19 protein-coding genes are annotated in these 26,512 nt (G+C 64.0%); 10 read left to right on the top strand and 9 right to left on the bottom strand.

Annotated elements, in window-relative coordinates:
* Positions 1-8: 8 nt before the first annotated feature.
* From APH42_RS05820 to APH42_RS05805, 4 genes are read left to right on the top strand one after another with little or no spacing between them, the layout of a single operon-like run.
* Positions 9-1,583, top strand: a complete 1,575-nt coding sequence (locus APH42_RS05820; protein WP_060492919.1) for an ABC transporter substrate-binding protein — start codon at positions 9-11, stop codon at positions 1,581-1,583.
* Complete coding sequence (locus APH42_RS05815) at positions 1,576-2,652, top strand: ABC transporter permease (RefSeq protein WP_060492918.1); 1,077 nt, start codon at positions 1,576-1,578, stop codon at positions 2,650-2,652. The genes APH42_RS05820 and APH42_RS05815 overlap by 8 nt, the downstream gene beginning before the upstream one ends.
* Complete coding sequence (locus APH42_RS05810; protein WP_012272957.1) at positions 2,645-3,472, top strand: ABC transporter permease; 828 nt, start codon at positions 2,645-2,647, stop codon at positions 3,470-3,472. Before APH42_RS05815 ends, APH42_RS05810 begins: the two co-directional genes overlap by 8 nt.
* Positions 3,469-5,253: an ABC transporter ATP-binding protein gene (locus APH42_RS05805; RefSeq protein ID WP_060492917.1), complete on the top strand. Its 1,785-nt coding sequence runs from the start codon at positions 3,469-3,471 to the stop codon at positions 5,251-5,253. Before APH42_RS05810 ends, APH42_RS05805 begins: the two co-directional genes overlap by 4 nt.
* 132 nt (positions 5,254-5,385) lie before the next feature.
* Here the strand turns inward: APH42_RS05805 and APH42_RS05800 are convergent, their stop codons facing one another.
* From APH42_RS05800 to APH42_RS05775, 6 genes are all read right to left on the bottom strand, one after another.
* Positions 5,386-6,474, bottom strand: coding sequence for an LLM class flavin-dependent oxidoreductase (locus tag APH42_RS05800; protein WP_012272955.1), 1,089 nt, complete (start codon positions 6,472-6,474; stop codon positions 5,386-5,388).
* Between the two features lie 27 nt (positions 6,475-6,501).
* Positions 6,502-9,078 carry a TonB-dependent siderophore receptor gene (locus APH42_RS05795; RefSeq protein ID WP_012272954.1) on the bottom strand — a complete coding sequence of 859 codons (2,577 nt, stop codon included), beginning with the start codon at positions 9,076-9,078 and terminating at the stop codon, positions 6,502-6,504.
* Positions 9,079-9,305: 227 nt separating this feature from the next.
* Complete coding sequence (locus APH42_RS05790) at positions 9,306-10,859, bottom strand: ABC transporter substrate-binding protein (RefSeq protein ID WP_060492916.1); 1,554 nt, start codon at positions 10,857-10,859, stop codon at positions 9,306-9,308.
* Positions 10,860-10,863: 4 nt separating this feature from the next.
* Positions 10,864-12,063, bottom strand: coding sequence for an LLM class flavin-dependent oxidoreductase (locus APH42_RS05785; RefSeq protein WP_060492915.1), 1,200 nt, complete (start codon positions 12,061-12,063; stop codon positions 10,864-10,866).
* 12 nt (positions 12,064-12,075) lie between these two features.
* Positions 12,076-13,299, bottom strand: a complete 1,224-nt coding sequence (locus APH42_RS05780) for a lipase family protein (protein WP_012272951.1) — start codon at positions 13,297-13,299, stop codon at positions 12,076-12,078.
* An 11-nt stretch (positions 13,300-13,310) separates the two neighbouring features.
* Complete coding sequence (locus tag APH42_RS05775) at positions 13,311-14,384, bottom strand: ABC transporter substrate-binding protein (protein ID WP_060492914.1); 1,074 nt, start codon at positions 14,382-14,384, stop codon at positions 13,311-13,313.
* A gap of 294 nt (positions 14,385-14,678) precedes the next feature.
* Here APH42_RS05775 and APH42_RS05770 point away from each other — a divergent pair, with 294 nt between their 5' ends.
* Entirely contained in the window at positions 14,679-15,737 is a 1,059-nt protein-coding gene (locus APH42_RS05770; RefSeq protein ID WP_012272949.1) for a sigma-54-dependent Fis family transcriptional regulator, read from the top strand.
* A 72-nt stretch (positions 15,738-15,809) separates the two neighbouring features.
* Here APH42_RS05770 and APH42_RS05765 read toward each other — a convergent pair whose 3' ends face one another.
* From APH42_RS05765 to APH42_RS05755, 3 genes are all read right to left on the bottom strand, one after another.
* On the bottom strand, positions 15,810-18,200 hold the full coding sequence (locus APH42_RS05765) for a TonB-dependent siderophore receptor (RefSeq protein ID WP_060492913.1): 2,391 nt from the start codon (positions 18,198-18,200) through the stop codon (positions 15,810-15,812).
* Positions 18,201-18,298: 98 nt separating this feature from the next.
* Complete coding sequence (locus APH42_RS05760) at positions 18,299-19,270, bottom strand: FecR domain-containing protein (RefSeq protein ID WP_060492912.1); 972 nt, start codon at positions 19,268-19,270, stop codon at positions 18,299-18,301.
* Entirely contained in the window at positions 19,267-19,785 is a 519-nt protein-coding gene (locus APH42_RS05755; RefSeq protein ID WP_060492911.1) for a sigma-70 family RNA polymerase sigma factor, read from the bottom strand. Before APH42_RS05755 ends, APH42_RS05760 begins: the two co-directional genes overlap by 4 nt.
* A 171-nt stretch (positions 19,786-19,956) precedes the next feature.
* Here APH42_RS05755 and APH42_RS05750 point away from each other — a divergent pair, with 171 nt between their 5' ends.
* The 5 genes from APH42_RS05750 (at position 19,957) to APH42_RS05730 (ending at position 26,492) form a co-directional block, all read left to right on the top strand.
* Positions 19,957-20,466 carry a sigma-70 family RNA polymerase sigma factor gene (locus APH42_RS05750; protein WP_012272945.1) on the top strand — a complete coding sequence of 170 codons (510 nt, stop codon included), beginning with the start codon at positions 19,957-19,959 and terminating at the stop codon, positions 20,464-20,466.
* Between the two features lie 3 nt (positions 20,467-20,469).
* The gene (locus APH42_RS05745; RefSeq protein ID WP_060492910.1) at positions 20,470-21,417 is read left to right on the top strand and encodes a FecR domain-containing protein; all 948 of its coding nucleotides are present in this window, start codon (positions 20,470-20,472) and stop codon (positions 21,415-21,417) included.
* Positions 21,418-21,531: 114 nt separating this feature from the next.
* A complete protein-coding gene (locus tag APH42_RS05740; protein ID WP_012272943.1) occupies positions 21,532-24,018 on the top strand; it encodes a TonB-dependent siderophore receptor in 2,487 nt (828 codons plus the stop codon).
* A 58-nt stretch (positions 24,019-24,076) separates the two neighbouring features.
* Positions 24,077-24,562 carry an isochorismatase family cysteine hydrolase gene (locus APH42_RS05735; protein ID WP_012272942.1) on the top strand — a complete coding sequence of 162 codons (486 nt, stop codon included), beginning with the start codon at positions 24,077-24,079 and terminating at the stop codon, positions 24,560-24,562.
* A gap of 79 nt (positions 24,563-24,641) precedes the next feature.
* On the top strand, positions 24,642-26,492 hold the full coding sequence (locus tag APH42_RS05730; protein ID WP_060492909.1) for a DUF3857 and transglutaminase domain-containing protein: 1,851 nt from the start codon (positions 24,642-24,644) through the stop codon (positions 26,490-26,492).
* Positions 26,493-26,512: the final 20 nt, after the last annotated feature.

Below are 26,512 nucleotides of genomic sequence, written 5' to 3'. Positions count from 1 at the left end.
AGAGGGTGATGAGCGAGCTGTTTTCGCGCCGGGTGTTTCTCGGCAACAGCCTGGCCGTTGGCGGCAGCCTGCTGCTTGGCGGCGGGTTGCTCAGCGGCTGCGACAGCGGCGCGCCAGCAGCCGCCAGCGCGGTGCCGACGGGCACGCCGGTGCGTGGCGGGCGACTGCGGGTGGGCATTATCGACGGTGACCAGGCCGGTAACCTCGATGCGCACAAACCGGTGGGTGGCGGCATCATCCGCGGCTGGGCGTTGTACGCCAAGTGCTGGGAATGGAATGCTGATGTCAGCACGCGCCTGGCACTGGCCGAGTTCGCCGAGCCGAACGCCGATGCCAGTGCCTGGACCATCCGGCTGAAGCCTGGGCTGGAATTTCACCACGGCAAAAGTATCACCGCCGATGACATGCTGTTCTCGATCCTGCGCCTGACCGACCCGCAACTGGCCTCGCCATTTGCCGGGCTGGTCGGCGCCATCGATCGGCAGGCTTTGCGCAAGCTGGACGCGCGCACCCTCGAAGTTCGCTTCAAGCAGGGGCAAAGCTTCTACCCCCTGGACGAAACCTTGATCAGCTTCGGCGGCATCGTGCCCACTGACTACCACCCGGTGACCAACCCGGTCGGTGCCGGCCCGTACCGGCTGAAAAGCTTCATCCCCGGCCAGCGCTCGCTCTACACCCGCTTCGAAAACTACTACAAGCCCAACCGTCCCTATGCGGATGAGCTGGAAATCATCGAATTTAAGGACCAGGTCTCGCGGGCCGCAGCGCTGCGTGCCGGGCAGATCGACGTGGCCAGTGGTGTGCAGGCCGAGCACAGTGCGTTGCTCAAGGCCGACCCACGGCTGCGGCTGTATGCCTCGCCGACCACCTCGTTCACCGGCTTCAACCTGAACATGGCCAAGGCGCCGTTTCAGGATGTGCGGGTGCGCCAGGCGTTCCGCCTGCTGGCCGACCGCCAGGAGTTGGTGGCGCGTGGCCTGAATGGTTTTGGGCGGGTGGCCAATGACCTGTATTCGCCCCATGACCCCACCTTCAACCATGCCATCGCCCAGCGCCCCTACGACCTGGACCAGGCCCGTTCGCTGCTGCGTCAGGCCGGGCAGAGCGATTTGCGTGTCGAACTGACAACCACGCCGGGGGCCGGTGTCAACGCCGCGCTGGTGTTCGCTCAGCAGGCTTTGAAAGCCGGGGTGCAGGTGAAGGTCAATCAGGTGGATGGGTCCGTCTTCAATGGCCCGCAGCGTGAGCAATGGCAGCTGTCGCCGGGCTCGACTCCGGCCCGCGGCTTTCTCGCCTCGGCGTTGCACAACGATGCACCGCAGGCCATCTACAACCGCAGCAATTTCCACGACCCGCGCTTTACCGACCTGTTCCAGCAAGCCCTGGCCCAGCCTGACTTGGCATTGCGCAAGGCCTTGGTGCATGAAGCCCAAACCATCCAGCACGAACGTGGTGGGTTGCTGGTCTGGGGCTTTTCCGACGTGCTCGATGCCGCGTCGGCCAAGGTGGGCGGGCTCACCCCGGAACAGACCACCTTCGCCTCCTGGCGTTTTGACGAACTCTGGTTGAACCCCAATGCCTGATACACGACACACGCCCCGCACACCGGCATGGCTGGCCTGGTTCATCGGCCGACTGGGCTATGGCCTGCTCACCGCGTGGGTGATCACCCTGGTGGTGTTCGTCGCCACCCAGGCGCTGCCCTCGGACCCGGCGCGGGTGATTCTTGGCCCGGATGCGCCGCTGGACAGTATCCTCACCCTGCAACGCCAACTGGGCCTCGACCAGCCGATCCTGGTGCAATACCTGCGCTGGCTGGGCGCCGCATTGGGCGGCGATCTGGGCATTTCGCTGGACTCCCAGGTACCCGTGGCGCAGCTGCTGTTTGGCCGGTTGGGCCATACCCTGGCCTTGTTGGCCGGGGTGCTGGCGCTGGTGGTGCCGATGGCGCTGCTGCTGGGCGTGAACCTGGCCCTGCGCCGCGATAGCCGGCTGGACCGCTGGGGGTTGTCGGCGTTGATTCTGCTCAAGGCCACGCCGGGCTTTTTACTGGCCATCGGCCTGGTGCTGGTGTTTTCCATGCCGGGCATGGGCTGGCTGCCGGCGGTGTCGATCCTTGACCCGCAGTTGCCGTTGTGGCGGCAATGGCAATCGTTGGTGCTGCCGGTAGTGGCCCTGAGCTTGTCGGCACTGCCGTACCTGACGCGCATGGTGCGTGCCTCGATGATCGAGGCGCTGGAGTCCGAGTACGTGATCGCCGCCCGTCTGCGCGGCATCCCCGAGCGGCGCATCGTCTGGCGGCACACGTTGCCCAATGCCCTGACCCCGGCGATCCAGGGCGTGGCGCTGACCCTGCGCACGCTGGTCGGCGGCGCCCTGCTGGCAGAGGTGATCTTCAGTTACCCAGGTATAGGTACGGCGTTGAACGCAGCGATCCAGATGCGCGACCTGCCGATGATCCAGGGCGTGGTGCTGGTCATCACCCTGGCGGTGGTGCTGATCAACCTGCTGGCCGATCTGTTGACCGTATTGCTTACCCCCAAGCTGCGTACCGCGCGCCGGGTGCGGATGATCCGCCGTATCCGCCGCGGTATCCGCCCGTGGTGGCGACGCGCGCGCAGCACCCCTGCCCAGGAGGCGACCCATGACTGAATCCCGTTGGCTGGCCGACCCGCAGGTACGGCGTGGCGCCGTGATCACCTTGTTGGTGGCGCTGTTGGCCGCGTTCGGCCCCTGGCTGGCGCCGCATGCTCCCACGGCGATGGTGGGGCCGGTGTACGGCCCGCCGGCCGCCGGAGCGCCGCTGGGGCATGATTTTCTTGGCCATGACCTGTTATCGAGGCTGCTCAGTGGCGGGTTATCGGTACTGTGGATGTCGGTTGCCGCAGCCACCTTGGCATTGCTGGTCGGTGGCAGCCTGGGCTTGCTGGCCGGGTTCTCGCGTCGGCGCCTGGACCAGGCGATCAGTTGGGCGGCGGATGTGTCGCTGGCGTTTCCCGACCTGATCCTGGTGCTGCTGATCGTGTCCATGCTCGGCAGGGCGCCGTGGCTGATCGTGTTGACCGTAGCCATTGCCTTCACCCCAGGCGTCATCCGCCTGGCGCGCGGCAGCGCGGTGGCGGTAGCCGGGCAGGAGTTTGTCGAGGCTGCGCAGATGATGGGTTACCCGCGTTGGCGCATCCTCTTTCAGGAAATCCTGCCGAATATTCTTACGCCCCTGCTGGTGCACTTCGGCAACATGCTGACCTGGGCGGTGGGCATGCTGTCGGGCTTGAGTTTTCTGGGCTACGGGGTGGCACCGCCTGCTGCCGACTGGGGGCTGATGATCAATGAAAACCAGGCCGGCTTGCTGGTGCAGCCGTGGGCCGTGCTGGCTCCGGCGTTACTGATCGGCGTGTTTGCCTATGGCACCAATATCCTCGCCGAGGGCATTGGCCGGGTCAGCGCACGGGTCGGGGAGAAACAGTCATGAATGCGCCTTTGAAGGTCGACAGCGACGTGTTGCAAGTCAGCGAGCTGCGGGTGGAACTGGCTGGGCAGGTCGAGGTGTTGGCCGAGGTTTCCTTCAGCCTGGCGGCGGGGGAGATTGTCGGCCTGGTCGGCGAGTCCGGCTCAGGCAAGACCACCTTGGCCACGGCATTGTTGCAGCACGCCCGGCAGGGCGCGCGCATTGTTGGCGGGCAGGTGGTGGTGGCAGGGCAGTCGGTGCTGGCACTCGAAGGCGAAGCCTTGCGCCTGGCCCGTGGCGGGCTGGTCGGCTACGTGGCCCAGGACCCAGCCACGGCGCTGAACCCGGCGTTGCGCCTGGGGGCCTTGCTGCGTGAAACGCTGCTGGCGCACCAGCCCAAGCTGTCGCGCGACGCTGTGCGTAAGCGCATCGGCGAAACCCTGGTGGAGGTGGGCCTGCCCGATGACGACGCCTTCCTGCGGCGCTTCCCGCACCAACTGTCTGGCGGGCAGCAACAGCGGGTGATGCTGGCGCTGGCGTTCGTCCTGCGGCCCCGGTTGATCGTGCTCGACGAGCCTACTACCGCACTGGACGTCACCACCCAGGCCCATGTGTTGCAGACCCTCAAGCGCCTGTGCCGTGAACACGGTGTGGCGGCGCTTTACGTCACCCACGACCTGGCCGTGGTGCGTGAGCTGGTGGACCGGGTCATGGTGATGTACGCCGGGCGGCTGGTGGAGGTGGCCGGGCGCGAGGCGCTGTTCTGCAACCCTGCGCACCCTTACACCCGTGCCTTGCTCGCGGCTATCCCCGACGTTGCCCGGCGTCAGCCGCTGCAGGCGATTGCCGGGCATGCGCCGGCACCCGGGCAGCGCCCGCATGGCTGTGCGTTTGCGCCGCGCTGCGACCGGCATCGGGCCGAGTGTTCGGTGATCGAACCGTCGTTGCTGACGCTCGACGGCAAGCATCAGGTCGCCTGCCTGGTGCCGCACCAAGAACCGCTGCCCCTTGCGGGGGCGGCTGTCGAGGTTGAATCGGTGCCGAACGAAGCCGTGTTGCTAGAGGTTCGGGAGCTGGATGTCGCTTACGATCGCCAGGTGCTGTTCGATGTTTCATTGCGTGTGGGGCAAGGGGAGTGCCTGGCGCTGGTGGGCGAATCGGGTTCGGGCAAGACCAGCCTGGCCAGGGCCATTGCCGGGCTGGGCGAGAACGTTCAGGGGCAAATGCGTTACGCCGGCGAGCCTTTGGCGTTTGCCGCACGCGAGCGTGATGCCCGTTTGCGTCACCAGATTCAGTATGTGTTCCAGAACCCTTATCGGGCCTTGAACCCAAGGCAGACGGTCGGGCAAACGCTCAGCGCGCCGTTGGCGCACTTTTTCGGTGTGCGTGGTGGTGAGGCGCGGCGTCGGGTCGAGGCGGTGCTGGAGCGGGTGTCGTTGCCGGCTCGGGTGGCGGATTTGTACCCGCATAGCTTGTCTGGTGGTGAACGGCAACGTGTGGCGATTGCCCGAGCGTTGATCTGCGAGCCAAGGCTGCTGGTTTGTGACGAGATTACCTCGGCGCTGGATGTGTCGGTGCAGGCGTCGATTCTGGCCTTGCTACAGCGTTTGCAGGGGGAGGGGCTGACCTTGTTGTTCGTCACTCATGACCTTGGGGTGGTGCGGGCGATTGCCGACCGGGTGCTGGTGTTGCGACAGGGGCGGGTGGTGGAGCAGGGGAGTGCCGAGCAGGTGCTTGGGAGGCCGGTTGATGCGTATACCCGGACGCTGGTGGAGCATTCGCCTCGGTTGCGTGTTGGCTTCTAGGTTCATGGCTTGGGGTGTTTGGTGCCTGTGAGATCGAGCGCCGCGCGGGCGGCGCTCGATCTCACAGGTGCTGCATACCCCAAGCCATGAACCCAGAAGCCAACACGCAACCCCAACCCATACACCCCATCCTCACCCCACAAACCGCGCCTGCCGCCGCCGCACTTCCTCGCGCACCGCCGGAATCACCCAGCGCCCGTAATCCACCGTGTCATACAGCGGGTCATAACCGCGGTTGAGAAAAGTGGTCACCCCTAGGTCGACATAATCGAGCAACGCCTGGGCCACCGTTTCCGGCGTGCCCACCAGCGCAGTGGTATCGCCATAGGCACCCACTGCGGTCGCCGTCGGCATCCACAACGCCCGATCATGCCGGTCGGCGCGGGCGGCGGCGGCGAGCAGGCGCTCGGAACCGGTGCCTTTGATGCGCTTCTGCCACGGGCTGTCTGCCGCAAACTGCGGGTTGGCTTTGATCTGCGCGAGGATCTGTTCGGCGCGCTGCCAGGCCTGTTCTTCGGTGGCAGCCAAAATCAGCCGCACCGACAGACTAACCCTGGGTGCGGCTACGCCTGCGGCGGCCGCGGCCGCCTTGAGTTTGCCGATCTGCTCGGCAACACCGCTCAGCGGCTCACCCCACAGGGCATACAAATCCGCATGCTTGACGGCGATCTGGTAGGCGATATCGGACGAGCCACCGAAGGAAATCGGGATATGCGGCTGCTGCAACGGTTTGACCGGTGAAAAAGCACCTTTGATGTTGAAGTAGCGGCCCTCGAAGTCGAACGGTTCCTCGGCGGTCCAGGTGCGGCGGACAATCTCGAGGTACTCGTCGGCACGCCGGTAGCGCTCGGTCTTGTCCAGCAGGGTGTCACCTTCTTGCGGCTCGGCGGTAATACCGGTAATTGCGTGCAGGCGGATGCGCCCGCCGCCGGTGGTATGGTCGAGGGTGGCGAATGCCCGTGCGGCCACCGTTGGCGCTGTCAGGGCCGGGCGGTGGGCGATCATGAAACCCAGGCGTTCGGTGTGCGCGGCCGCATAGGCGGCAATCTGCAGGCTGTCGGCGCTGCCTGGGCCGCTGGCGATCAGTACCCGGTCGAACCCGGCATGCTCATGGGCGCGGGCGTGGTGACGAATGAACGGCAGGTCGAAGTCCGCTGTGCGCACGCCACGGGTCTCGGACCACTGGCGGGGGAAGATCATGCCGACGAATTCAATGGACATGGCTGAGGCCTTTCAGGTTGAGGGTGATCAGAACTGGTAATCGACCTGGGCCAGCAGCGTGCGGCCCGGCATCGGTTGCAGGAAAGTGTTGGTGGAACCTGCCAGGCCACTGACGAAATTCAGCTCGTCGGTGACGTTGAGCATGCGCACCGTTACGCCCCACTGGGGCTGGCGGTAGTACACGGCAAGGTCGAGGTTGTATTCGTCCGGCACTTTTACCGTCTTGCTCAGGTTCAGGTACCAACTGCTGGTCCACCAGCCGGAAAGCTCGACGCCAAACCCCGAATCGAAGCGGTAGTCGACATAGCCGCCGGCGTTGTATTCGGGGATCTGCACGGCATCGAACTTGCCGGACGGGCGCTGGTTGAGGCTGTTGTTGTCGCCGAATACGGTGCCGTTGTCGGGGATGAACCCCGCCGAGGCAAACCCCGCTTGGCTGGTGAACTCGTTGTAGGCACTGATGCGGCTGAGATTGAGGCCGCCGCGCAGGTGCTGGTCCTGGTAGCGCAGGGTTGCTTCCCAGCCTTTGACGATCAGCCGGGCAATGTTGTTGTTGCTGTCCGGCGACTGGTCGCGGGCTTGCCGGTAGGCCGCCAGGGTCAGGAACAGCTGGTCGGGCACTGCCTCCACCTTCAAGCCCACCTCATGCAACACGCTCAGGCTCTCGAAGGCCAGCGGGTTGAGCTGGTTGGCCCCGCTGCCACTGCCCCAGCCCAGGCCGTTGGTGAAGAAGCCGGTGTTCACCGCCAGCGAGCGATCGAAGGTGTAATACAGTGTGCTGTTGTCCGTGGGTTTGAAATAGGGGCTGACCTGCACCGAAAACAACCGGTAGTTGTTCGCGTCCTTGCGCGGGTTGCCGCCGGGCAGCACGAATGGGTTTTCGATGCGTGCGTCTATCCAGCTGCGGCTGGCGCCGACGTTCAGGCCTACACGCTCGCCCAGGCGCAGGTTGTGCTGGCTGAACAGGGTCTTGGTGGTCCAGGTGCTGTCTGCGGTGTACGGCGCCACCGATTCGGCATACAGGCCGTGCCCTGCCGGGTACATGGCGGGCAGGTTGAGCCAGCCGTAATAGCTGGAGAATTGCGGCACACCGGGTTGGCCGATCCAGGCAGCGTTGCCGCCAGCTGGGTTGCGGCCGCTCAGGCCGAGCAGGTCGCCGGGGTTCTTCAAGGTCGGGTCGAGGGTCAGGTCATACGCGTTGATGGTACTGCCGAAGCTGTTGTTGGCGGCGATTGACTCGTTGCGCTCGCGCCGATAGATCAGCCCGGTGTTGCTGTCGTCGATCAGGGTCAGGTCGCCCAACTGCCACTGGCCGCGCGCGCGGAACTCGAAGCGGTTGTCGAAGATGTCGTCCTTGCCCTGCACCTGGAACGCGCCCACGGCGTCGGTGGTGTCGGTGGAGTGTTGGTAGAAGGTGCTGTTGGCCAGGGTGATCGACGAGGTCAGGTCGCCTTCGACGCGCAGTTGCGTGGTGAAGCGCCGCGAGCGGTTTTCGTCTTGCGCGCGCTGGCCGGTCTGCGATGACAGCGAAGTCAGGCCGTTACCTGCAAGCGAGGGGTCGTAGACCCAACCACGCAGGCTGCCGGGGTTGGCCTGGGTGTTGGGCGAGGCGCCCTGGAAACTGCCGTTGACCACCGCGTACTGGCCCTGGGCATTGCGCTGGCGTTGTACCCAACCGAGGACTTGGGCATCGGCGGCGCCAGAGGACAGCACCGGCGACCACAAGGTATTGCCATTCTGAATGATCGGCGTGGCGCGGCCGGCGTAGTACTTGCCGTGGTCGACCAGGCCCTGGCTGGCGCGGTTCCAGCCGTGGGTGATGTTGTAGTCGTAGTAGTCGTCGTAGGCGGCGTTCCAGTCCACCCGCAGGTTGTCATTGCGCCAGGCGAGGGCGCCGTAGAAAGCGTCGAAGTTGTTCTCGACGTTGTCGTAGAAGTCTTCCTGACGCTGGCGGGTAATGCTTACCCGGTAGGCCAGGTTGTCGCTCAGCGGGCCGGTGTTGTCGATGCTGAACTTGGTGGCATCGCGGGACTCGCCATCGGGGATCCAGCTGCCGATCTCGCCGCTGAGCTTGGTACGAAAGCGGTTGAAATCGGGCTTCTTGCTCAGGTAATTGACGTAGCCGCCACTGCCGCTGACCGAGCCGTAGGTGACCGACGATGGGCCGGCGACGATGTCGGCGCCTTCGTAGGCGTTGAAATTGGCCGGGTGACGTACACCGTAGGCGCGCTGGCCGTCCTGGAACACCTCGGTGTTCTGCCCGCGCATCTGCGGGGCGATACCGGCGTTCTGGCCACCGCCGCGGGTGATGCCGGGGGCGTATTTGACCAGGTCGTCGGAGCTGCGGATCGGGTCGTTGGCCAGTTGTTCGGCGTTGATCTGGGTGACTGAGCGCGGGGTGTCCAGCACCTTGGCTTCCAGGCCGCCATAGATCGAAGCGGGCGGACGGGTGGGCAGGGCGTCGTCGTCGGTTTGTTCGGCCTGCACGGTGACGGTTTGCAGTTGGGTGTCTTCGGCGAAGGCCATGGGTGTGCTGGTGGCCAGGATGGCCAGCGCCAGGGCGCTAGGCTGGAATTTTGGGTGCAGCAAGGTAACGCGGGGCATTGGCTGGGCCTCGTTCAAGAGTAGGAATGTGGGAGAAACGAGGGCGCAGCCGCGCCTGCGGTTGGTATTGGGTACACGCCGTCCCTGTAGGAGCGGCCTTGTGTCGCGATAGGGCCGCAAAGCGGCCCCGGCAATCTATGTATCGACGCTGAAATCCTGGGGCCGCCTTGCGGCCCTATCGCGACACAAGGCCGCTCCTACAAAAGGCAGACCGCGTAGTAACAGGGTCAGGTTTTCAGCCACAGGCTCTCGAACCGCCAGGTACTGAACAGCGACTGCTCTGCCTGCGCGCCACCCACGCGGGTGCTGACACTGTCGAGCAGGTCGGCAAAGCCCCAGATCAACATGCCGCCGCGTTCGTATTGAATGCGTTGCGCCTGGTGCACCAGGTTCTTGCGCTTCTCCAGGTCTGGCTGGGCCATGGCGGCGAGAAAGGCCTGACTGAATTCGGGGTCGTTGAAGTGGGTCTTGTTGGCCACGGCGAATGGCGCATCGGTGTGAATCGCGCTGGCCAGGAACGGCGCACCGATGCTGCCACCGGTACTCAAGGTCCAGTCATCGCGCTGCGGCCCTTGGAAGGTGGCCAGGTCGACCTGGCGCACATTGAGGGTCACACCGATACGCCGGGCCTGCTCGGCCAGCACCAGGGCCGAAGCCAGCCCCGGCCCTGGCGTGGTCACCAACTCCACCTGCAACTGTTCATGGCCGGCTTCGCGCAGCAACTGGGCTGCGCGCTGCGGGTCATGAGGGCGTGGGCCGATGCTGTGGTCGAAGGTGGGGTCGAACGGTGCATACAGGTCGTTGGCCACCCGGCCTTGGCCATTGAGCGCACGGCGCACCAGCTCGTCACGGTCGGCCAGCAGGCGGAATGCCTCGCGCACGCGCGGGTCGTCGAACGGCGCCTTGGCGGTGTTCATGTCGAACGACAGCCAGTTGCCGCTCACCGACTTCAGCAGGCGCAGCCGTGGGTCGGCTTGCAGCACCTGCAGGTGTTCGGTGGACATGACGTTGGCCATGTCGATCTGCCCGGCCCGCAATGCCGCCAGGCGGCCGGTCTGGTCCTTGAAGTCGATGATCTCCAGTTCATCGGCATAAGGCTTGCCGGGTTTGTAGTAGTTGTCGAAGCGGGTGAACAGTGAGCGCTGACCTGGGGTGAAGCTTTTCAGTTTGTAAGGCCCGGCGCCGACCGGGTTGGTGACTGGGTGGTAGTCCACCGGCACGATGCCGCCGAAGTTGACCCAGGTCTCCGGCAGCGGCAGGTAGCTGCGCCCTTCGCGAAAGCCCAGGCGCACGGTACGGTCGTCCAGCTTGACCAGGTTGTCGCGGTCCACCCAGTGCAGCAGCGCCGCGTAGGGCGAGGCCAGCTGCGGGTCGGTGAGGCGGCGGATGGAGAAGATCAGGTCGTCGGCGTCGATGGTCTTGCCGTGGTGGAACTCCAGCCCCGGCTTCAGGCGCAAGGTCCAGCTGCTGGCATCGGCATTGGGCTCGGCGAACTCGGCCAGGGCCAGGCGCGGCTGCATCTGCTCGTCCCATTCCCACAGCTTGCTGTATAGGGCAAAGCCACGCACGATGCCGCTGCCGATGGGCTTGTGGGCGTCGAGGTTGCCGCTCTGGTTGCCGTCGATGATGCCCAGGCGCAGGCGCCCGCCATGGCGTGGCTGGTCGGCCACGCCATGGGTTGGGCCGTCGGCGGGGCCGCAGCCGGCCAGCAACCCGCCGGCCAGCACGCCGGCGTGGCCAAGGAAACTGCGCCGGCTCAGTGGGTAACCGTCCCTGGCCATGGCGTCAGGCTCCGTTGCTGGCGTGCAGTTGCACGGGTTCGGCTACAGGGCGGGCAAGGGCTGCGCGCTGGTCACGAAAGTGCGGCAGGATGTGCTCGCCGATGCGGTAGGCTTCTTCCAGGTGCGGGTAGCCGGCCAGGAAGAACAGATCGATGCCTATGCCGTGGTACTCGCGGATGCGCGCCACTACGTTGGCGTAGCTGCCTACCAGCGCGCAGCCGGGCGGGATGCCGATGTAGCCGAAGCCGGTCCACACATTGGGGTGGATGAAGAAGTCGTCGAAGGCCTGTTGTTCGTCCTTGTCGTTGTAGTCGTGCTCATAGCTCAGTTTGCGTGCCGTGCGCAGGCCCGCATGGGCAGCGCGAGCCTTGACCGTGCCCTTGGCCACGCCTTCGTCGAAGAAGCGCTTGGCCTCGGCCAGTGCCGCCTCTTCGGTATCGCGAGCGATCACGTCGATGGACAGGCCAAAGCGAATATCGGTGCGGCCCCACTTCAGCGCGCGGGCGCGGATATCGGCGATCAGCGCGGCAATCTCGTCCGGGTGCTCGGCGCGCATCAGGTAGAAGTCGGCGTGCTTGGCCGCGAATTCGCGCGCTGCCACCGACGAACCTGCCGTGCAGATCAGCGGCAGCTCGGCTTTTTTCAGCGGGCCGCGCAGGCCACCGCCCTCGGCGCGGTAGTAGGTGCCTTGGTAGTGGAACTGCTCGTTGTGCCAATAGCCGCGCACCACGTCCATGAACTCGGTGGCGCGGGCGTAGCGCTGGTCATGGTCTTCGAAGTCACCGACCTGGCGCTGGATGGCATCCGAACCGCCATTGATGATGTTCCAAACCAGGCGATTGCCAGTGGCGCGTTGGTAGGTCGCGGCCTGCTGCACGGCCACCCATGGGGTGTAGTGATAGGGCTGGAAGGCGGTGACGAATTTCAGCGTGCGGGTTTCACGGGCCAGCAGCGAGCACACCGTCCACGGCTCTTCGCCGGTGGGGGCATTGACCATCAGCGCGCCGCCAAAACCGTTTATTTCAGCGGCGCGGGCGATTTGGCCGAGGTAGTCGATGTAGGTGAAGTGATCACCCACGGCAAACCCCGACACCGCACCGGTGCTGGGCCCGCCCGCATGCCAGTCGCCGCGGTTGCGCGGGTCGCCGGGAAGGAACTGGGTTTCGCCATGCAGGGGCAGGCGGGTGAAGAATTCGATGCTCATGGGCTGGCCTCCTTACTGGACGCTTGGGCTGCAATTAGGGGTGACCGGTTGGCCGCTGATGACCTGGCGGGCGAAGGGGATGGAGTCCTTCAACGAGGCATTCACCGTTTCACTGTGGCCCAGGCCTTTGTACAGGTGGCCCTGCACCACCGAGCCTGCCTTGCAGGCGTCCTGCATCAGCGCTACCTGGGTGGCGGCGGCGGGGGTCTTGTCCTCGGCGCCGGTGCCGATGAAGATCGGCTGGGCCAGCTTCAAGGTCGGGTACGACACCTGCGCCAGCCAGGGCTTGAGCTTGTCGCCCTGGTAGTCCTTCTTGGCATTGGCCGGGGTCAGGCCGGTGCCGACCACGTCGCTGACCAGTGCTGACAGGCAACTGGTGCGCGCCTGCTCGAACAGTGGCAGGGCCTTGTCGGTGTAGAAGTCGCGCGGGTCGATGCTCGGGTCATACTGCTGCGCGGCAAGCAGCGTGTAGAAGCCGTAGGCCAGGGCCGGGTCGACCTTGTTCTGGTCCTGTTCGCCGACATTTTTCGAACCCACGGTGTAGATCACCCCTGTGCCGATACTGCCCTTGACGCCCAGCTTGGGCGCATAGGTTGCCGCATAGGCCCCGGCGGCAAAGGCCCCGGCCCCCCCTTGCGACTGGCCAATGATCAACACCTTGTCGGCCAGCCCCGGTACGCCGGCGACCACGGCCTTGGCCGCATCGAGAATGCCGTAAGCGGCCATGCGGTTGTTCAGCAATGGGTGGCCGCCCGGTACACCCAGGCCCTGGTAGTCGGTGGCGACGATGGCATAGCCTTCATCCAGCCAGCGGTTGAGGTATTGCACGTCGCGGTAGCTGCGCCCGGCCCAGGACGGCGCGCAGATATCCGCCACGCCAACGGTGCCATGGCCCCAGCTGGCGACCGGCCAACCGCCCGCGGGTGCCTTGCCTTTGGGGATGAACAGCGCACCAGAAACCACGATTGGCGTCTTGCCGTCGATACCGTCCAGCGAGGTGTACAGGATGCGTTGTGCGCTGGCCGCATTGGGCAGGCTCAGCGCCTGCTCGAGCGGTTCGCTGCGCAGCAGTTTGCCGGGCGTGGCGGGGATGGCCTTGGTCCAGGTGTAGAAGGCCGACACGCGGCCATCGCCCTGTTGCGGGTCAGGTTTTGGCGCGTAGGTTTCGGCGGCCATGGCGCCGATGGACAGGGCCAGGGCGCTGAGGCCGAAGACGAGCGAAGCAGGCAGTTTCATGGGAAAGGCTCTCAAGGTTGTTGGCTGATCTGGGCGTCGAGGGACGGCCAGTAATGGGTCAGTTGCAAGTCGATCAAGGCCTGGCGGGTAAAGCCCGTGGCCAGGTCGCTGGTAATGTCGTAGGGCGTGCGAATCAGCCGGTTGGCCAGTGCGTACTGGCCCAGGGCGTCGTAATGGGTTTTAAGCTGCGCATCGCTTTTTGGCGCCCAGCGCGCTTGCCAGGCCACGGGGTCGTCCTGGTCGTCACGGCGTAGCACGCTTTCACTGACCCCCGCGCGCGATGACAGCGCGTAGTAGGCGTCGCGGTTCTGTTCCTGGGAAATCCACCAGGCCGCGCGCACCCAGGCGGTGGCCACCAGTTGCGTCAGGTCGGCGTGCTGCTGCACGAAGCGGTCGGTGCCCCACAGGTCCGAGACCAGCCGCCAATCATTGGCGCCTTGCTTGGTCGACCAGAGAATGCGCGCCACGCCTTTGTCTTCCAGGGCATAGGCTTCGTTGAGCAACACGGCGGCATCGACCTTGCCGGCGGAAACCGCAGCGGCGCCCACTTGCGGGTTGAGGTTGGCGATCTTGAAATCACTCAGTTTCAGGCCTTGGCTTTCGAGGAAGTTGCTGAAGGCGAACTCCCACGGGCGACCACGGTGCAGGGCCAGGCGTTTGCCCTTGAGGTCCTGGATGCTGCGCACAGTGGAATTGCTCGGCACCACCAGGTAGATGTTGTTGCCGCTACCGCCCGGCACCACCAGCTTGCCCGGCACCTGGCCAGCCCCGGCGATGACCGAAGGCAGGTCGCCACGCACGGCAAAGTCCAGGCTGTCGTTGCTGAAGCCTTCGTTGATCTGTGGCCCGGCGCCGGCATGGGGCAGGGCGGTCCATTGCAGTTTCACGCCGCGGGCGGCCAGTTGCTGTTCCAGCCAGCCTTCCTCGATCACCCGGCCGGGGATGCCGCCGAACACCGGCGCCCCGCCCTGGGTGAAGGCGACGATGGCAATGCGCACCGCCGCCGGTGGCTCGGCTGCCAGCGCAGCCAGGCTGAGGAACAGGCCGCCCAACAGAGCAAGGGCATGACGCCAGGGATTGTTCATGTGCAGCTCCAGGCAAAGGTTCTACAGGCCAGGAGCGAAATGCATGCCAGCCCTTCGAAAATTGGCTGCAGACCATGCGTGGTGGGGCTTTCAGCCAGGGTTAGGCTGCGTGCGGCGGGCCGGGCCTGCTGGCCGGCGGGCAGGCGAGTGCTGGCGGGTTGCTGCTGTGGCAGCAATGGGCTGCTGAAAAATCGAATATTTCCAATTCGAATATATAAATATTAATTAATAATTTTTTGATCTAATTTGTTTCATGCACTATTGGCCTGCGCGTCAACTGCCAGGAATGCCCCTATGTCGCTGATCACCCACCCCAATGCCCGCGAGCTGACCAAGTCGGTACGTGCCACCGTGCTCGTGTTCAAGGACCCGCGCTCCCAGGAGCTGCTCAGCCGCATCGAGCGCCTGGCGCCCAGCGAGGCCAACACCCTGATCATCGGCGAAACCGGCACCGGCAAAGAGCTGGTCGCCCGTCACATCCACCACCTAAGCCGCCGCGGGCGTGAGCCATTCGTGGCGGTTAACTGCGGTGCCTTTGCCGAAACCCTGGTGGAAAGCGAGCTGTTCGGCCACGAAAAAGGCGCGTTCACCGGCGCCACCAGCAACAAGGCCGGCTGGTTCGAAGCAGCCAACGGCGGCACGCTGTTCCTCGATGAAATTGGCGACTTGCCGCTGAACATGCAGGTGAAGTTGTTGCGGGTGCTGCAGGAGCGTGAAGTGGTGCGCCTGGGCTCACGCACGCCGATCCCGATCAACGTGCGGCTGGTGGCAGCGACCAACGTGAACCTGGCTGATGCAGTGGTGGCGGGGCATTTTCGTGAAGACCTGTTCTACCGCCTGCATGTCGCCACGATTCGCTTGCCGCCGCTGCGAGAGCGACCGGGGGACATCCTGCCGCTCGCGGAATTCTTCATCGAGGAGCATTGCCGACGCCTGGGTTACGAGCGTGCCTCGTTGAGCCCGGATGCCGAACGCAAATTGCTGGCGCATAGCTGGCCGGGCAACATCCGCGAGCTGGAAAACGCCATTCACCATGCGTTGCTGGTGTGCCGGTATCAGGTGGTGGCACCGGCGGACCTGCACCTGGTCGATATGCGGCCACAGGTAGCGGCGCCGGTTGCACATGCCTACTTGCCGACAGCCAGCGCGGCACCACCTGACCTGGAAAGTGCGTTGCTGGCGTTGTTCGAGCAGAATGTGCCGAACCTGTATGAGCATATCGAGGAGACAGTGTTCAGGGCGGCGTATCGATACTGTCACGGCAACCAGTTGCAGACGGGGCGCTTGCTGAACATCAGCCGTAACATTGTGCGGGCGCGGCTGGAAAAGATTGGCGAACTGTCGAAGGCATGAGGTGCCTGTGTTGGGGCTGCCGCGCACTTATCGCGGGCAAGCCCGCTCCCGCAAGTTCGGCGGCGTACCCAGCTACCAGCGATAGGTCAGGTCGGCGGTTACGGTGCGCCCCGTTCCCAACAGGCAGGCTACGGTGGCGAAGCAGCCGGCCACGTAGTACTTGTCGGTCAGGTTTTTCACATTGAGCTGCGCCGACAAGCCCTGCAGGCCGTTGTTGGCCTTGCCGAAGTCGTAAGACAGCATGGCATCGACCAAGGTGTAGCCAGGCACTTCGAAAGTGTTCTGCGCATCGCCAGAGGTGGCGCCGGTGTAGCGCACGCCAAGGCCGCCGCCAAGCCCGGCCAATGGCCCGCCCTGCAGGGTGTAGTCGACCCACAGCGAGGCCAGATGACGTGGGACCCGCACCGGTGCATTTCCCTTGTTGCTGACGCCCAGCGCGTTCGGGTTGTCCTTGGTTACCTCGACATCGTTGTAGGTATACGCGGTGATCAGGTTCAGCCCCGGCAGCGGTTTGGCTACGCCTTCCAGCTCCACCCCGCGCGAGGTCACTTCACCCTGCTGCACGCTGAAGCCCGGGTGCTCGACATCGGTCGTGGCCACGTTCTGCCGGCGCAGGTCGAAGGCTGCCACGGTGATGTAGTTTTCGCTGCCTGGCGGTTGGTACTTGATGCCCACTTCGTATTGCTTGGCTGTTTCCGGTTCGAACGGGGAACCGTCGAAACTGTTGCCACTGGCCAGTTTGAACGACTCGCTGTAGCTCACGTAGGGGAACAGGCCCATGTCGAAGCTGTAGCCGAACGACGCGCGGGCAGTGGTGGCCTCGTCGGTGATCACCTGGTGGCTGCCATTGATGCGATTGGTGCTGTCCTGGCGCGCCCAGTCGTGACGCACGCCAAGGGTGGCGACCCAGTTGTCGAGGTGCAATTGGTCCTGCAGGTACAGCCCGACCTGACGGTCGTCGCGGGCGGTGGACAACAGTGAGGTGTAGCGGGAAGTGTCGATCGTTACACCGCGCACCGGGTTGTAGATGTTGATCGATGGCGCGTCGCCGTGCTGCACGTCCTGGCTGCGGTGGCCGCGCAGGTAGTCGGCACCCAGCAACAGGTCATGGCGCAATGGGCCGGTGTTGAAATTGGCCAGCAGCTGGTTGTCCAGGGTGTAGTTGTCGCTGTTGTAATCGCGCAGCTCGTAATAGCGGGCCAGGGTGTTGCCATTGATCACACCGCTGTTGCGAAACAGTTGATCCTGATAGCCGTGCATGTGGCTGTAGCGCAAGTTCTGGCGGAAGCTGAAGGTGTCGTTGATGCGATGGCTCAGCTCATAGCCCAGGTTGTTCATCTCTGACTGCTCGCGGTCGAAGCCCGGCTCGTTCAGCGAGCGGTGGCGGGGTACGCGGCCGTTGGGGTTGGAGCCGTCGAACAGGGAGTAGGCCATGTTCGAGGTGAACAGGTTGGTGTTTTTCTGGTACGACGCCAGCAGGGTCAGGCTGGTGTCTTCATTCGGTGCCCAGGTCAGGCTGGGCGCGACGTACTGGCGGTCGTCCTTGATACCGTCGATCTCGTTGTCGGCATCACGGCCGAGCATCACCAGGCGGTAGGCCAGGGTGCCCTGGCTGTCGAGCAGGTCGCCGACATCCAGGCTCAGTTGCTGGCGGTCGTGATTGCCGAGCGACAGACCGACTTCACGGTGGGCTGCAAACAGTGGTTTTTTCGAGACCAGGTTGATCATGCCGCCAGGCTCGCCCTGGCCGTAGATAACCGACGCCGGCCCTTTGAGTACCTCGATGCGCTCCAGGCCAAACGGCTCCGGCGCGTAATAGCCAATGTTGTTGTTGCGCAGGCCGTCGGTGTAGGCATCGCTGTTGATCTGCTGGAAACCACGCACCATCAAGGTGTTGTCGGTGGGGTTGTTGCCAGCGACGTTGGCGTGCACGCCAGCGGTGTAGCTCAAGGCTTCGGTAACGGTCTGTGCACCTTGGGCCTTGATCCGGTCACGGGTCACCACCGACACCGAGGCGGGGGTTTCCAGCAGCGCGCTGTCGGTCTTGCTGGCGCTGCTGGCGCGGGTGGCCAGGTAGCCGTTCACGGCACCGTAGGCGCTGTCGCGATAGGCATCGACGCTGGTGGGCGCCAGTTGCAGGCCCGCACCTTGTGCCGCAGGTTGCAGCCGATACTGGCGTTCGCCGCTGGGCACGGCGATCAGGCCACTGCCCAGCAACATGCGTTCCAGGGCCTGTTCGGGGGTGAATTCGCCTTGCAGCGGTGCGCTGGCCTTGCCTTGGCTGAGCACGCCATCGCCGACAATGTAGATACCGGCCGCACTGGCCAGGCGGTTGAGCTGCTGGGCCAGCGGGCCGGATGGCAGGTCGTAGCGGCGCGGGCTGTCGTCGGCCATCACCGGGGTGGCGATCAGCAACGGCAGAGCCAGCAGCAGAGGGCGCAAGGTAAACGGGAGCAGGGGCATGGGTGTTCCTTGTGGGGGCAGATGAAGCTGGGTGTTCATCTGCTAATCCGAACGAGCCGGGTAAAACCGGAACACCCCTGCGCAAAAAAACGGTGGGTTCAGCGTGGCTCGATGCTGTACCACCAAGGCAAGGTCTTGCGCACCTTGATCGGCAGGGCGCTTTCGAGCATGGCCAGGGTGCGTTCCGGGTCATTGGCTGGGAAGTTGCCCATCACCCGCAGCGCCTGCACTTGTGGAGCAACACCGAGATGACCGGGCAGGTAGGCACGCAGTTGTTCGCTGAACTCGCCAAGGCTGATGTCGTTGGCCAACAGACGGCCATCGCGCCAGGCCTGGCGCGACTCGTCCACCGCACGGGGCGGTTGTGCGCCATGGCGGTCGAAATCCGCTTGCCATCCTGCCGCAACCACCAGGCTGCCTGCGCCATCTGCGGGGTGAAGGCGCACGGCACCGTCGAACACGCTCAGGCGTGCGGCCTGGTCGCGTTGCCAGACGCTGAAGCGGGTGCCCAACGCTTGCAGGCGGCCGTGACGGGTGTCGATCACGAATGGCCGGCTGTCATGGGCGGTTTCTACCAGTACTTCACCGGCCAGCAGCTCCAGGCGGCGCAGGTTGGCGCGGTAGTCGATGTTCAATGCGGTGGCACTGTTCAGCCACAGTTGGCCGCCGTCCGGCAGGCGCAGGCTGCGCACTTCGCCGGTGCCGGTGCGCTGGTCGGCGCTGAGTGCCTGCAGCTGTCGCCTGGCGGCAGGTAGGCGCCAGCCGGCCAAGGCCAGCAGGCTGCCGCCGCACAGCAAACCGAGCAGGCCAACCGCGCGACGGCGGTCGAGGTCGGTGCGGCGCACGCTGCCCAGTGCCTGCAGTGAGGCGTCGGCCTGTAGTTTCAGCGGTGAGAAACGCTGACTGATGCGTTGCACATGGTCCCATGCCACCTGGTTGGCGTGTGCAGTCCCGAGCCATTTCTGCCAGCGCAACTGCAATTGCAGGTCTTGCGGGGCGGCAAGCAACTGCGCATACCAGTTGGCGGCTGCCTGCAAGGTGGCGTGGTCCGGGCGCTCGCTGGCGTTCATGGCAGGTCCAGTTCCAGCAGCAGGCACTGGTACATCGCCTGGGCCATGTACTTGGTCACGCTGCGTTCGGAAACCTGCAGCTGCCTGGCGATTTCCCGGTAGCCCAGGCCCTGTACGTGGGCCAGCAGAAAGGCCTGGCAGACCTTGTCCGGCAATCGCGCGAGCATTCGCTGCACCTGCTCGAGTGCCTCGAACACCAGTGCACGCTCTTCCTCGCTGGGTGCCAAGGGTTCGGGCAGGGCGGCCAAGGCCTCCAGCCAAGCCTGCTGCAGGTGCTGACGGCGCCAGAAATCGATGCACAGATGGCGGGTGACGGTGCTCAGGTAGGCGCGCGCGTGCTGCTCGGTCTGGAATTGCTGCGGCTTGCTCAGCAGGCGCACGAACACGTCATGGGCCAGGTCGGCGGCATCACTGGCATTGCCCAGGCGCTTGTGCAGCCAACCGCGAATCCAGCCGTGGTGGTTGGTGTAATAGGTGTGAATCTGCTGGCTGTAAGCGGGGTCGAGACGCGACATCGGGGCATCCTTACGCTATGCGACAAGGTCTCATATGAGAATTTTTCGCAATGGTAGGCCAGGGCTGATGAACACGGCAACACTATCTGATGGCGAGATACGATTGCTAAGCCCTGCAAGACTCGGGTTAAATGAGAGTCATTATTAAAGACGTTTTGATCGGTTCAACCCATGCCCTGCGCTGACCCTTCCCTGCAAAAAGCCGTGCACACACTTTACGAGGACCATCATTCCTGGCTGTGCGGGTGGCTGCGCGGCAAGCTCGGTTGTGTGGAGCATGCCGCCGACCTGGCCCAGGACACTTTCATCCGGGTGCTGACCCTGCGCAAGGCCGCTGAGCTGCGACAGCCACGGGCCTATTTGAGCAGCGTGGCCCGCAGCCTGATGATCGACATGTTCCGGCGACGGGCACTGGAGCAGGCTTACCTGGAAACCCTGGCGACACGGCCCGAGCTGGTAGAGGTTTCGCCCGAGGCGCGCCTGCTGATCATCGAGACCTTGATGGAGATCGATCGCCTGCTCGACGGCCTGGGCACACGCACTCGCGAAATCTTCCTGATGGCCCAGCTCGATGGCTTGAGCTATGTGGAAATCGCAAGGCGCCTGAATGTGTCGCTTACCACCGTCAAAAAGCATGCAGTGCGGGCGCTGACCCATTGCCTGCTGCTGGCTGAGGCGTGACCGGTGACAGGTGCAGACCCCTTGGATCGCAACACGCTGGAGGCTGCCGCACGCTGGTACGTCGAGCTGCGCTGCGAGGCTGACGAGGCCACGCGAGCGGCACATCGGCGCTGGCTGCTGAGTGACCCGCGGCACCAGCAGGCCTGGGAGCGCCTGGGGCGTTTGCAGGGCACGCTGCAGCAGGTCGCGCCGGGTATCGCGCGGCCCATGTTGAACAGTGCCAGGGCCAAACGGCGTGAGGTGCTCAAAGTACTGTCGGTGCTGCTGATGGCGGGCGCGGCAGGTGGGCTGGCATTGCGCGAAGGTGGCGTTGCCAGCTTGATGGCTGACTTGAGCACTGGCGTTGGCAAGCGCCGTTCATTGCAACTGGACGACGGCAGCCAACTGCAGTTGAACACCGACACGGCTGTCAACGTTCGCTATACCGCCGACATTCGCGCACTTGAATTGCTCAAGGGTGAAATCCTGGTGCAAACCGTGCCGGATGCATTGTCTCGCCCGTTCATCGTGCACACCAGGCAGGGCAGTGTCCGCGCGCTAGGAACACGCTTTACGGTGCGCTGCGACAGCGAGACCAGCCGGGTTTGCGTGCTGGAACATGCCGTGGAAGTTCGCAGCGCACGTGGCGCGGCGGTGGTGCGGGTAGGCGCAGGCCAGCAATTGGCATTTCGCCTGGAAGAGATCGGTGCCCTGACACCGGCTGCGGCCATGGCAGACGCCTGGGCCCGTGAAATGTTGGTCGTGGATGACTGGCGCCTTGCCGATGTTGTCAGCGAGCTGCAGCGGTATCGCCCTGGGTACCTGGGCTGTGATGCGGCCGTCAGTGATTTGCGGTTGTCCGGGGCGTTTCATTTGAGCGATATCGACAGTGTCCTGGAAAACCTCACCACCACGTTACCTGTGCGTATTCGTCGCTTCAGCCGCTACTGGACGCGTGTCGAGGCGGCCTGAAGCCTGTCCTTGTTTTTTTGTCAGAGGGGTTATCGATTTTCGTTCTCGTTCGACTTGTAGGTAGACGCGCACCAAGCGCACTGAAAAAACTGCCGCAGGGCGAAAGGAAACCGCATGCTCGCTGTCAACGAATGCAACCGTACTCTCCCGATCAACCCGACCAAAGCCAGCCTGGCGCGGGCCGTGCATCGCGCGCTGTTCAGCGTGGCGTTGGCGACCCCGCTGGCAACGGCGATGATCGCTCAACCTGCCGTTGCCCAGACCCAGGCTGAAATGCGCTTCGACATACCCGCTGGCGCGCTTGGCACGGCACTCACGCAATTTGCCTCGGCCGCCGCTGTGACGCTGTCGTTCGAGCCGTCATCGGTGCAGGCGCTGCATTCGCCTGGGCTGCACGGCCGTTACAGCGCCGATGCGGGCCTGCGCCAGTTGCTGGCCGGCAGCCGATTGCAGGTGCTGAAGCAGGGCAGTGGCAGCTACTCGCTGCTGCCCATGGTGGGTGATGATTCCACCTTGCAGCTCGATACCACCAGCGTTACCGGCACGGCCGTTGAGTCCGCCTATGGGCCGGTAAGCGGCTACGTCGCCAGCCGCAGCGCGACCGGCACCAAGACCGACACGCCGATTCTGGAAATCCCCCAGGCCATCAACGTGATCACCGCCGACCAGGTGCAGGCGCAAGGTGCGCGCAACCTGACCCAGGCGCTGCGCTACACCCCGGGCCTGGCCACCGGTGGCTTTACTGACCGCAACAGCATTGCCGATGAAATCACCAGCCGCGGCTTTGCCCCGACCCCGTTGTACCTGGACGGCGCCTACCTGCCTTACGCCGGCAGCCTGGGCGGCGCCCCCCAGATCGACCCCTACACGCTGGAGCGTATCGAAGTGCTCAAAGGCCCGTCGTCGGTGCTGTACGGGCAAAACCAGCCAGGCGGGCTGATCAACATGGTCTCCAAGCGCCCGACCCGCGAGCAGCGTAGCCAGGTCAAGCTTGGTGCGGGCAGTTACAACCGGGTCAACGGTGCCTTCGATACCAGCGGCCCGCTGGACGAGCAGAAGGTCTTCACCTATCGCCTGGTCGGCGTTGCCGACAAAGGCAACGAAATGGTCGCCCATGCCCACAGCGAGCGCTTGCTGCTGGCACCCAGCTTGACCTGGGCGCCGAATGAAGACACCTCGCTGACGTTGCTCGCTCAGGTTCAGCGTGACGATGGCCTGCCCGACTACCAGACGCTGCCGATGATCGGTTCGCTCAAGCGTGGCCCGACAGGCCAGCATATCGACCGGGACTTCTTCTCGGGCGACTCGCATTACAACGATTACAAACGCAACCAGTACATTTTCGGCTACGACTTCAACCACCGTTTCAGTGACGAGCTGGCATTTCGCTCTACCGCGCGCTACACCGATGTCCGTGACCGCTACAAAGGCTTTTACCTGCGCAGTTTCGTGACAGAGGGCGATGGGGTGGACTACACCCGCGCCAACCGGGTGAAGCTCGACTGGCGCCAGCACAATATTTCGTACACCGTCGATAACAACCTGGAATACAAGTTCAATACAGGGGCCTTGCAGCACACCGCGCTGGCAGGCGTGGACTACCGTCACTTCACGCGCAAGTACGATGGCTATAACGCCTACAACGTGCTGCCCGTCGATCTCTATGGCAAGAACAACTTCGACACCAGCAGCATCACCCCGGTACTGGATACCCGCTGGGACAATACCGTGCGCCAGACCGGGGTTTACCTGCAGGACCAGATCAAGCTGGACAACTGGATCCTGACCGTAGGCGGGCGCCAGGACTGGGCCGAAATCGACAACAAAGACTTGTTGGCGCACAGCATTGCTTCCCAGCGTGACAGCAAGTTCACCGGGCGCATCGGCCTCACCTATGTCACCGAGTTTGGCCTGGCACCCTATGTCAGCTATTCCCAGTCGTTCTTGCCAACCTTGGGCACGGCGGCCCCAGAGCGTGGCGGCAAGGCGTTCGAGCCCACCGAGGGCGAGCAATACGAAGTGGGGCTGAAGTATCAGCCGTTCGAGGGCACCTTGTTCACGGCCTCGGTGTTTCAGGTGAAGCAGAAAAACGTGCTGACCGGCGATACCGAGTACCCGCAGTACGAGTCGCAAAATGGCGAGGTGCGTTCGCGTGGGGTGGAGCTGGAGCTCAAATCCAGCATCGAGAACGTTGATGTCCTGGCCGCTGCCACCTACATCGACTCGTTCTATACCAAGAGTACCTATGGCGACCAGGGCAACCGCAACGAGTCGCAGGCCCCGGTGTCTGCCTCGCTGTGGGTGGACTATCACTTCACCCAGGCCATGCTCAATGGCCTGACCTTTGGCGCCGGTGCCCGTTACACCGGCCGCAAGCCGGGCAACTCGGCCAATACCTTCGATGTGCCGGCTTATGCCGTGTATGACGCTACCGTCAGCTACGACCTGGGCAAACTCGACCCAAGCCTGCGTGGCCTGCAGGCCAGCGTGAATGTGCAGAACATCTTCGACCGCGAGTACGTATCGGACTGCAACTACGCATTTGGCTGCTACTACGGGCAGGAGCGGGTAGCGTCGGTGGAGATGACCTACGACTGGTGATCAAGCCCCGGCGCCACGCGTTATACTCCGCGCCATTTGCCTATGGCCGGAGTACGCTATGCGCCAGGTTTTGCTCATCGTCGATGTCCAATCCACCTTCAGCCCACCCGAGTGGCTGGTCGATGGCCTGCGGCGTTTGTCGGCCAACATCCCCACCATTGCCTCGGTCGAGTTGCATGATGAACAGGTCACGCCGTTCGAGCGCCAGCTCGGCTGGCACCCGGCCGCCGAGGACGAAAGCCTGGTCGAGGCCGACCAGGTATTCGTCAAACATGGCTACGGGCAACGTGCCGAGGCGATTGAGTACATTCGGCAATTGGGTGTGGAACGGGTGCTGGTGTGTGGGTTGCAGACCGAAACCTGTGTGCTGGCCGCAGGCTTCGCCCTGTTCGACGCAGGGTTGATGCCAACGCTGGTGACAGACATGACGGTAGGGTCTTCGCTGGACCGCTCGGGCAAGCTCGGTATCGACCTGTGGAAGCACCATTTTCGGCAGGTCACCACCTCATCCGAAGTACTGGCCGAACTGGCCATGCAAGGGTAGTGCATGTAGTCACTTTGCCATCATGCGGTGACAATGCGTATCATTGTCGATTGTAAACCGCTGATCGAGAAGGATCTCCATGCTGAAAATGCTCCGTCTGGCAGCTGTTCTGCTGCCTGTAACCCTGGCCTGGTGTAGCCATGCCCACGCCTTCACCGACGGCACCGACCGTTCCGTCACCCTGGAGAAGATCGCGCAGACGTTCGTGGTACAGAAAGACGGCAGCTTCCGTCTGGATGTCGACAGCGTCATGCTGATCAACGAAGACCGCGCCATCAAGACCAATGCCCAGCACCCGTTGAGCTACAACCGGTCACTGGAAACGCTGGAAGTGGTCGAGGCCTATACGCAAAAGCCCGACGGGCGCAAAGTGCAGGTGGATGCCGCGCACATCAAGGAGCAGCAAGAGCAGGCGTCTGCCCAGGCACCGATGTTCCAGGACTCGGTCAACAAGGTGGTCATCTTCCCCGAGGTTGCGGTGGGTGACCGGCTGGTGCTGCGTTATCAACGTAACCGCTCTACGCCATTGTTCCCTGGGCAGTTCGAAGACATCACCGTGCCGCAGTTCTACCCGGTCGGGCAGTTTTCGCTGGCCTACGAGATGCCCCAGGGCATGCCGCTGCAGGCCGATGCCCGTGGTTTCAAGGCGTCGCCGCCTGCCACGAATGATGGCCGTACAGTGTATCGCTGGGACTATGTACCGGGGGCGCGGGCGCGGATCGAGACGGGGGCGGTGTCGTACCTGGATTACGGCCACTACCTGGCAGTGTCGACGTTCTTAGGGTTCAAGGACTTCGCCCAGGCCTATCAGACCAGGGCCACGGTCGAGGTCACCCCTCAGATCAGCGAGCTGGCGAAGCGCCTGACCGCCGGTGTGCCCACAGCCCGGGAAAAGGCCCTTACCCTCAGTGATTGGGTGCGCCAGAATATCCGCTATGTGGCGGTGTATGTCGGTGCTGGCGGGGTGGTGCCGCATGCCGCACAAACCGTGCTGGACAACCGCTACGGCGACTGCAAGGACCATGTTGCGCTGCTGGAGGCGCTGCTGAGCGCTGCAGGTATCAGGAGCACACCGGCGCTGGTGAACCAGGGCAACGCCTATGTGTTCCCCAAAGTGCCGACCTTGGGTGTACTGAACCATGTGATCACCTATGTGCCGAGCCTGGACTTGTACCTGGACTCGACCGACCCGTCGATCGCGGCGGGTTACCTGCCGTTGACCGTGCTGAACAAGCGCGTGCTGCTGACGGCCACCGGCGAGTTCGGCAAAACCCCGGCCATGCAGCTGAACCAGGTTTCCAGTGATTTGCTGTTCAAGGTCAAGGCCGATGGTGCCGCCGACTTCACCAACGTTTCCACGGTGAAGGGCTGGGCCAGCGAGATGAGCCGCTTTGGCTTGCAACTGATGAAACCGGCAGACCGCGACATGCTGGTGGAAAAAGTGCTGGCCGCCTACGGCCAGCGCGGCAGTGGTTCGTTCAAGGTCGCGCCGCCCGTGGGCAATGGCGATTTTGTCAGCACCGTCGACGGGCGCACGGAAAACCTGGTCAACCTGCCAGGGCCGGTGGGCGTGGCGACCCTGACCAGCCTGGCGGGCGGTATCTCGCAGAATGTGTACAGCTTCACCCTGGAAAAGGACCGCAACCAGAGCTTTGTGTGCATTTCCAACGACACGGTGGAAACGTCGCGCTTCGAGTTCCCGGCCCAGGTCAACGTGCTGGCGATCCCCAAGCCTGTGAAGGTGCACGATGGCAATGTCGACTACAGCGCGCGTTACACCCAGGATGGCAATGCGGTGGTGGTGGAGCGGCATTTCAAGTTCAGCCGACCGGATGTGGTTTGCACGCCAGAAGACTTCACGGCCATGAAACCGGCCCTGGAGGCGATGATTCGCGACCTGCAGAGCCAGATCATCGTGCAGGCGGGGTAAATGGAAGAGGTGCAATTCGC

Origin of the sequence: Pseudomonas sp. NBRC 111140, from assembly GCF_001320885.1 — a bacterium.
In the GTDB taxonomy this organism is placed as follows: domain Bacteria; phylum Pseudomonadota; class Gammaproteobacteria; order Pseudomonadales; family Pseudomonadaceae; genus Aquipseudomonas; species Aquipseudomonas putida_P.
Note: the sequence above shows the minus strand (reverse complement) of the source record. Positions and strands in the feature narration are given on the sequence as shown.

Coding starts and splice junctions, on each gene's coding strand:
- APH42_RS05820 (WP_060492919.1), top strand. CDS start 9: ATGAGCGAGCTGTTTTCGCGCCGGGTGTTTCTCGGCAACAGCCTGGCC.
- APH42_RS05815 (WP_060492918.1), top strand. CDS start 1,576: ATGCCTGATACACGACACACGCCCCGCACACCGGCATGGCTGGCCTGG.
- APH42_RS05810 (WP_012272957.1), top strand. CDS start 2,645: ATGACTGAATCCCGTTGGCTGGCCGACCCGCAGGTACGGCGTGGCGCC.
- APH42_RS05805 (WP_060492917.1), top strand. CDS start 3,469: ATGAATGCGCCTTTGAAGGTCGACAGCGACGTGTTGCAAGTCAGCGAG.
- APH42_RS05800 (WP_012272955.1), bottom strand. CDS start 6,474: ATGTCCATTGAATTCGTCGGCATGATCTTCCCCCGCCAGTGGTCCGAG.
- APH42_RS05795 (WP_012272954.1), bottom strand. CDS start 9,078: ATGCCCCGCGTTACCTTGCTGCACCCAAAATTCCAGCCTAGCGCCCTG.
- APH42_RS05790 (WP_060492916.1), bottom strand. CDS start 10,859: ATGGCCAGGGACGGTTACCCACTGAGCCGGCGCAGTTTCCTTGGCCAC.
- APH42_RS05785 (WP_060492915.1), bottom strand. CDS start 12,063: ATGAGCATCGAATTCTTCACCCGCCTGCCCCTGCATGGCGAAACCCAG.
- APH42_RS05780 (WP_012272951.1), bottom strand. CDS start 13,299: ATGAAACTGCCTGCTTCGCTCGTCTTCGGCCTCAGCGCCCTGGCCCTG.
- APH42_RS05775 (WP_060492914.1), bottom strand. CDS start 14,384: ATGAACAATCCCTGGCGTCATGCCCTTGCTCTGTTGGGCGGCCTGTTC.
- APH42_RS05770 (WP_012272949.1), top strand. CDS start 14,679: ATGTCGCTGATCACCCACCCCAATGCCCGCGAGCTGACCAAGTCGGTA.
- APH42_RS05765 (WP_060492913.1), bottom strand. CDS start 18,200: ATGCCCCTGCTCCCGTTTACCTTGCGCCCTCTGCTGCTGGCTCTGCCG.
- APH42_RS05760 (WP_060492912.1), bottom strand. CDS start 19,270: ATGAACGCCAGCGAGCGCCCGGACCACGCCACCTTGCAGGCAGCCGCC.
- APH42_RS05755 (WP_060492911.1), bottom strand. CDS start 19,785: ATGTCGCGTCTCGACCCCGCTTACAGCCAGCAGATTCACACCTATTAC.
- APH42_RS05750 (WP_012272945.1), top strand. CDS start 19,957: ATGCCCTGCGCTGACCCTTCCCTGCAAAAAGCCGTGCACACACTTTAC.
- APH42_RS05740 (WP_012272943.1), top strand. CDS start 21,532: ATGCTCGCTGTCAACGAATGCAACCGTACTCTCCCGATCAACCCGACC.
- APH42_RS05735 (WP_012272942.1), top strand. CDS start 24,077: ATGCGCCAGGTTTTGCTCATCGTCGATGTCCAATCCACCTTCAGCCCA.
- APH42_RS05730 (WP_060492909.1), top strand. CDS start 24,642: ATGCTGAAAATGCTCCGTCTGGCAGCTGTTCTGCTGCCTGTAACCCTG.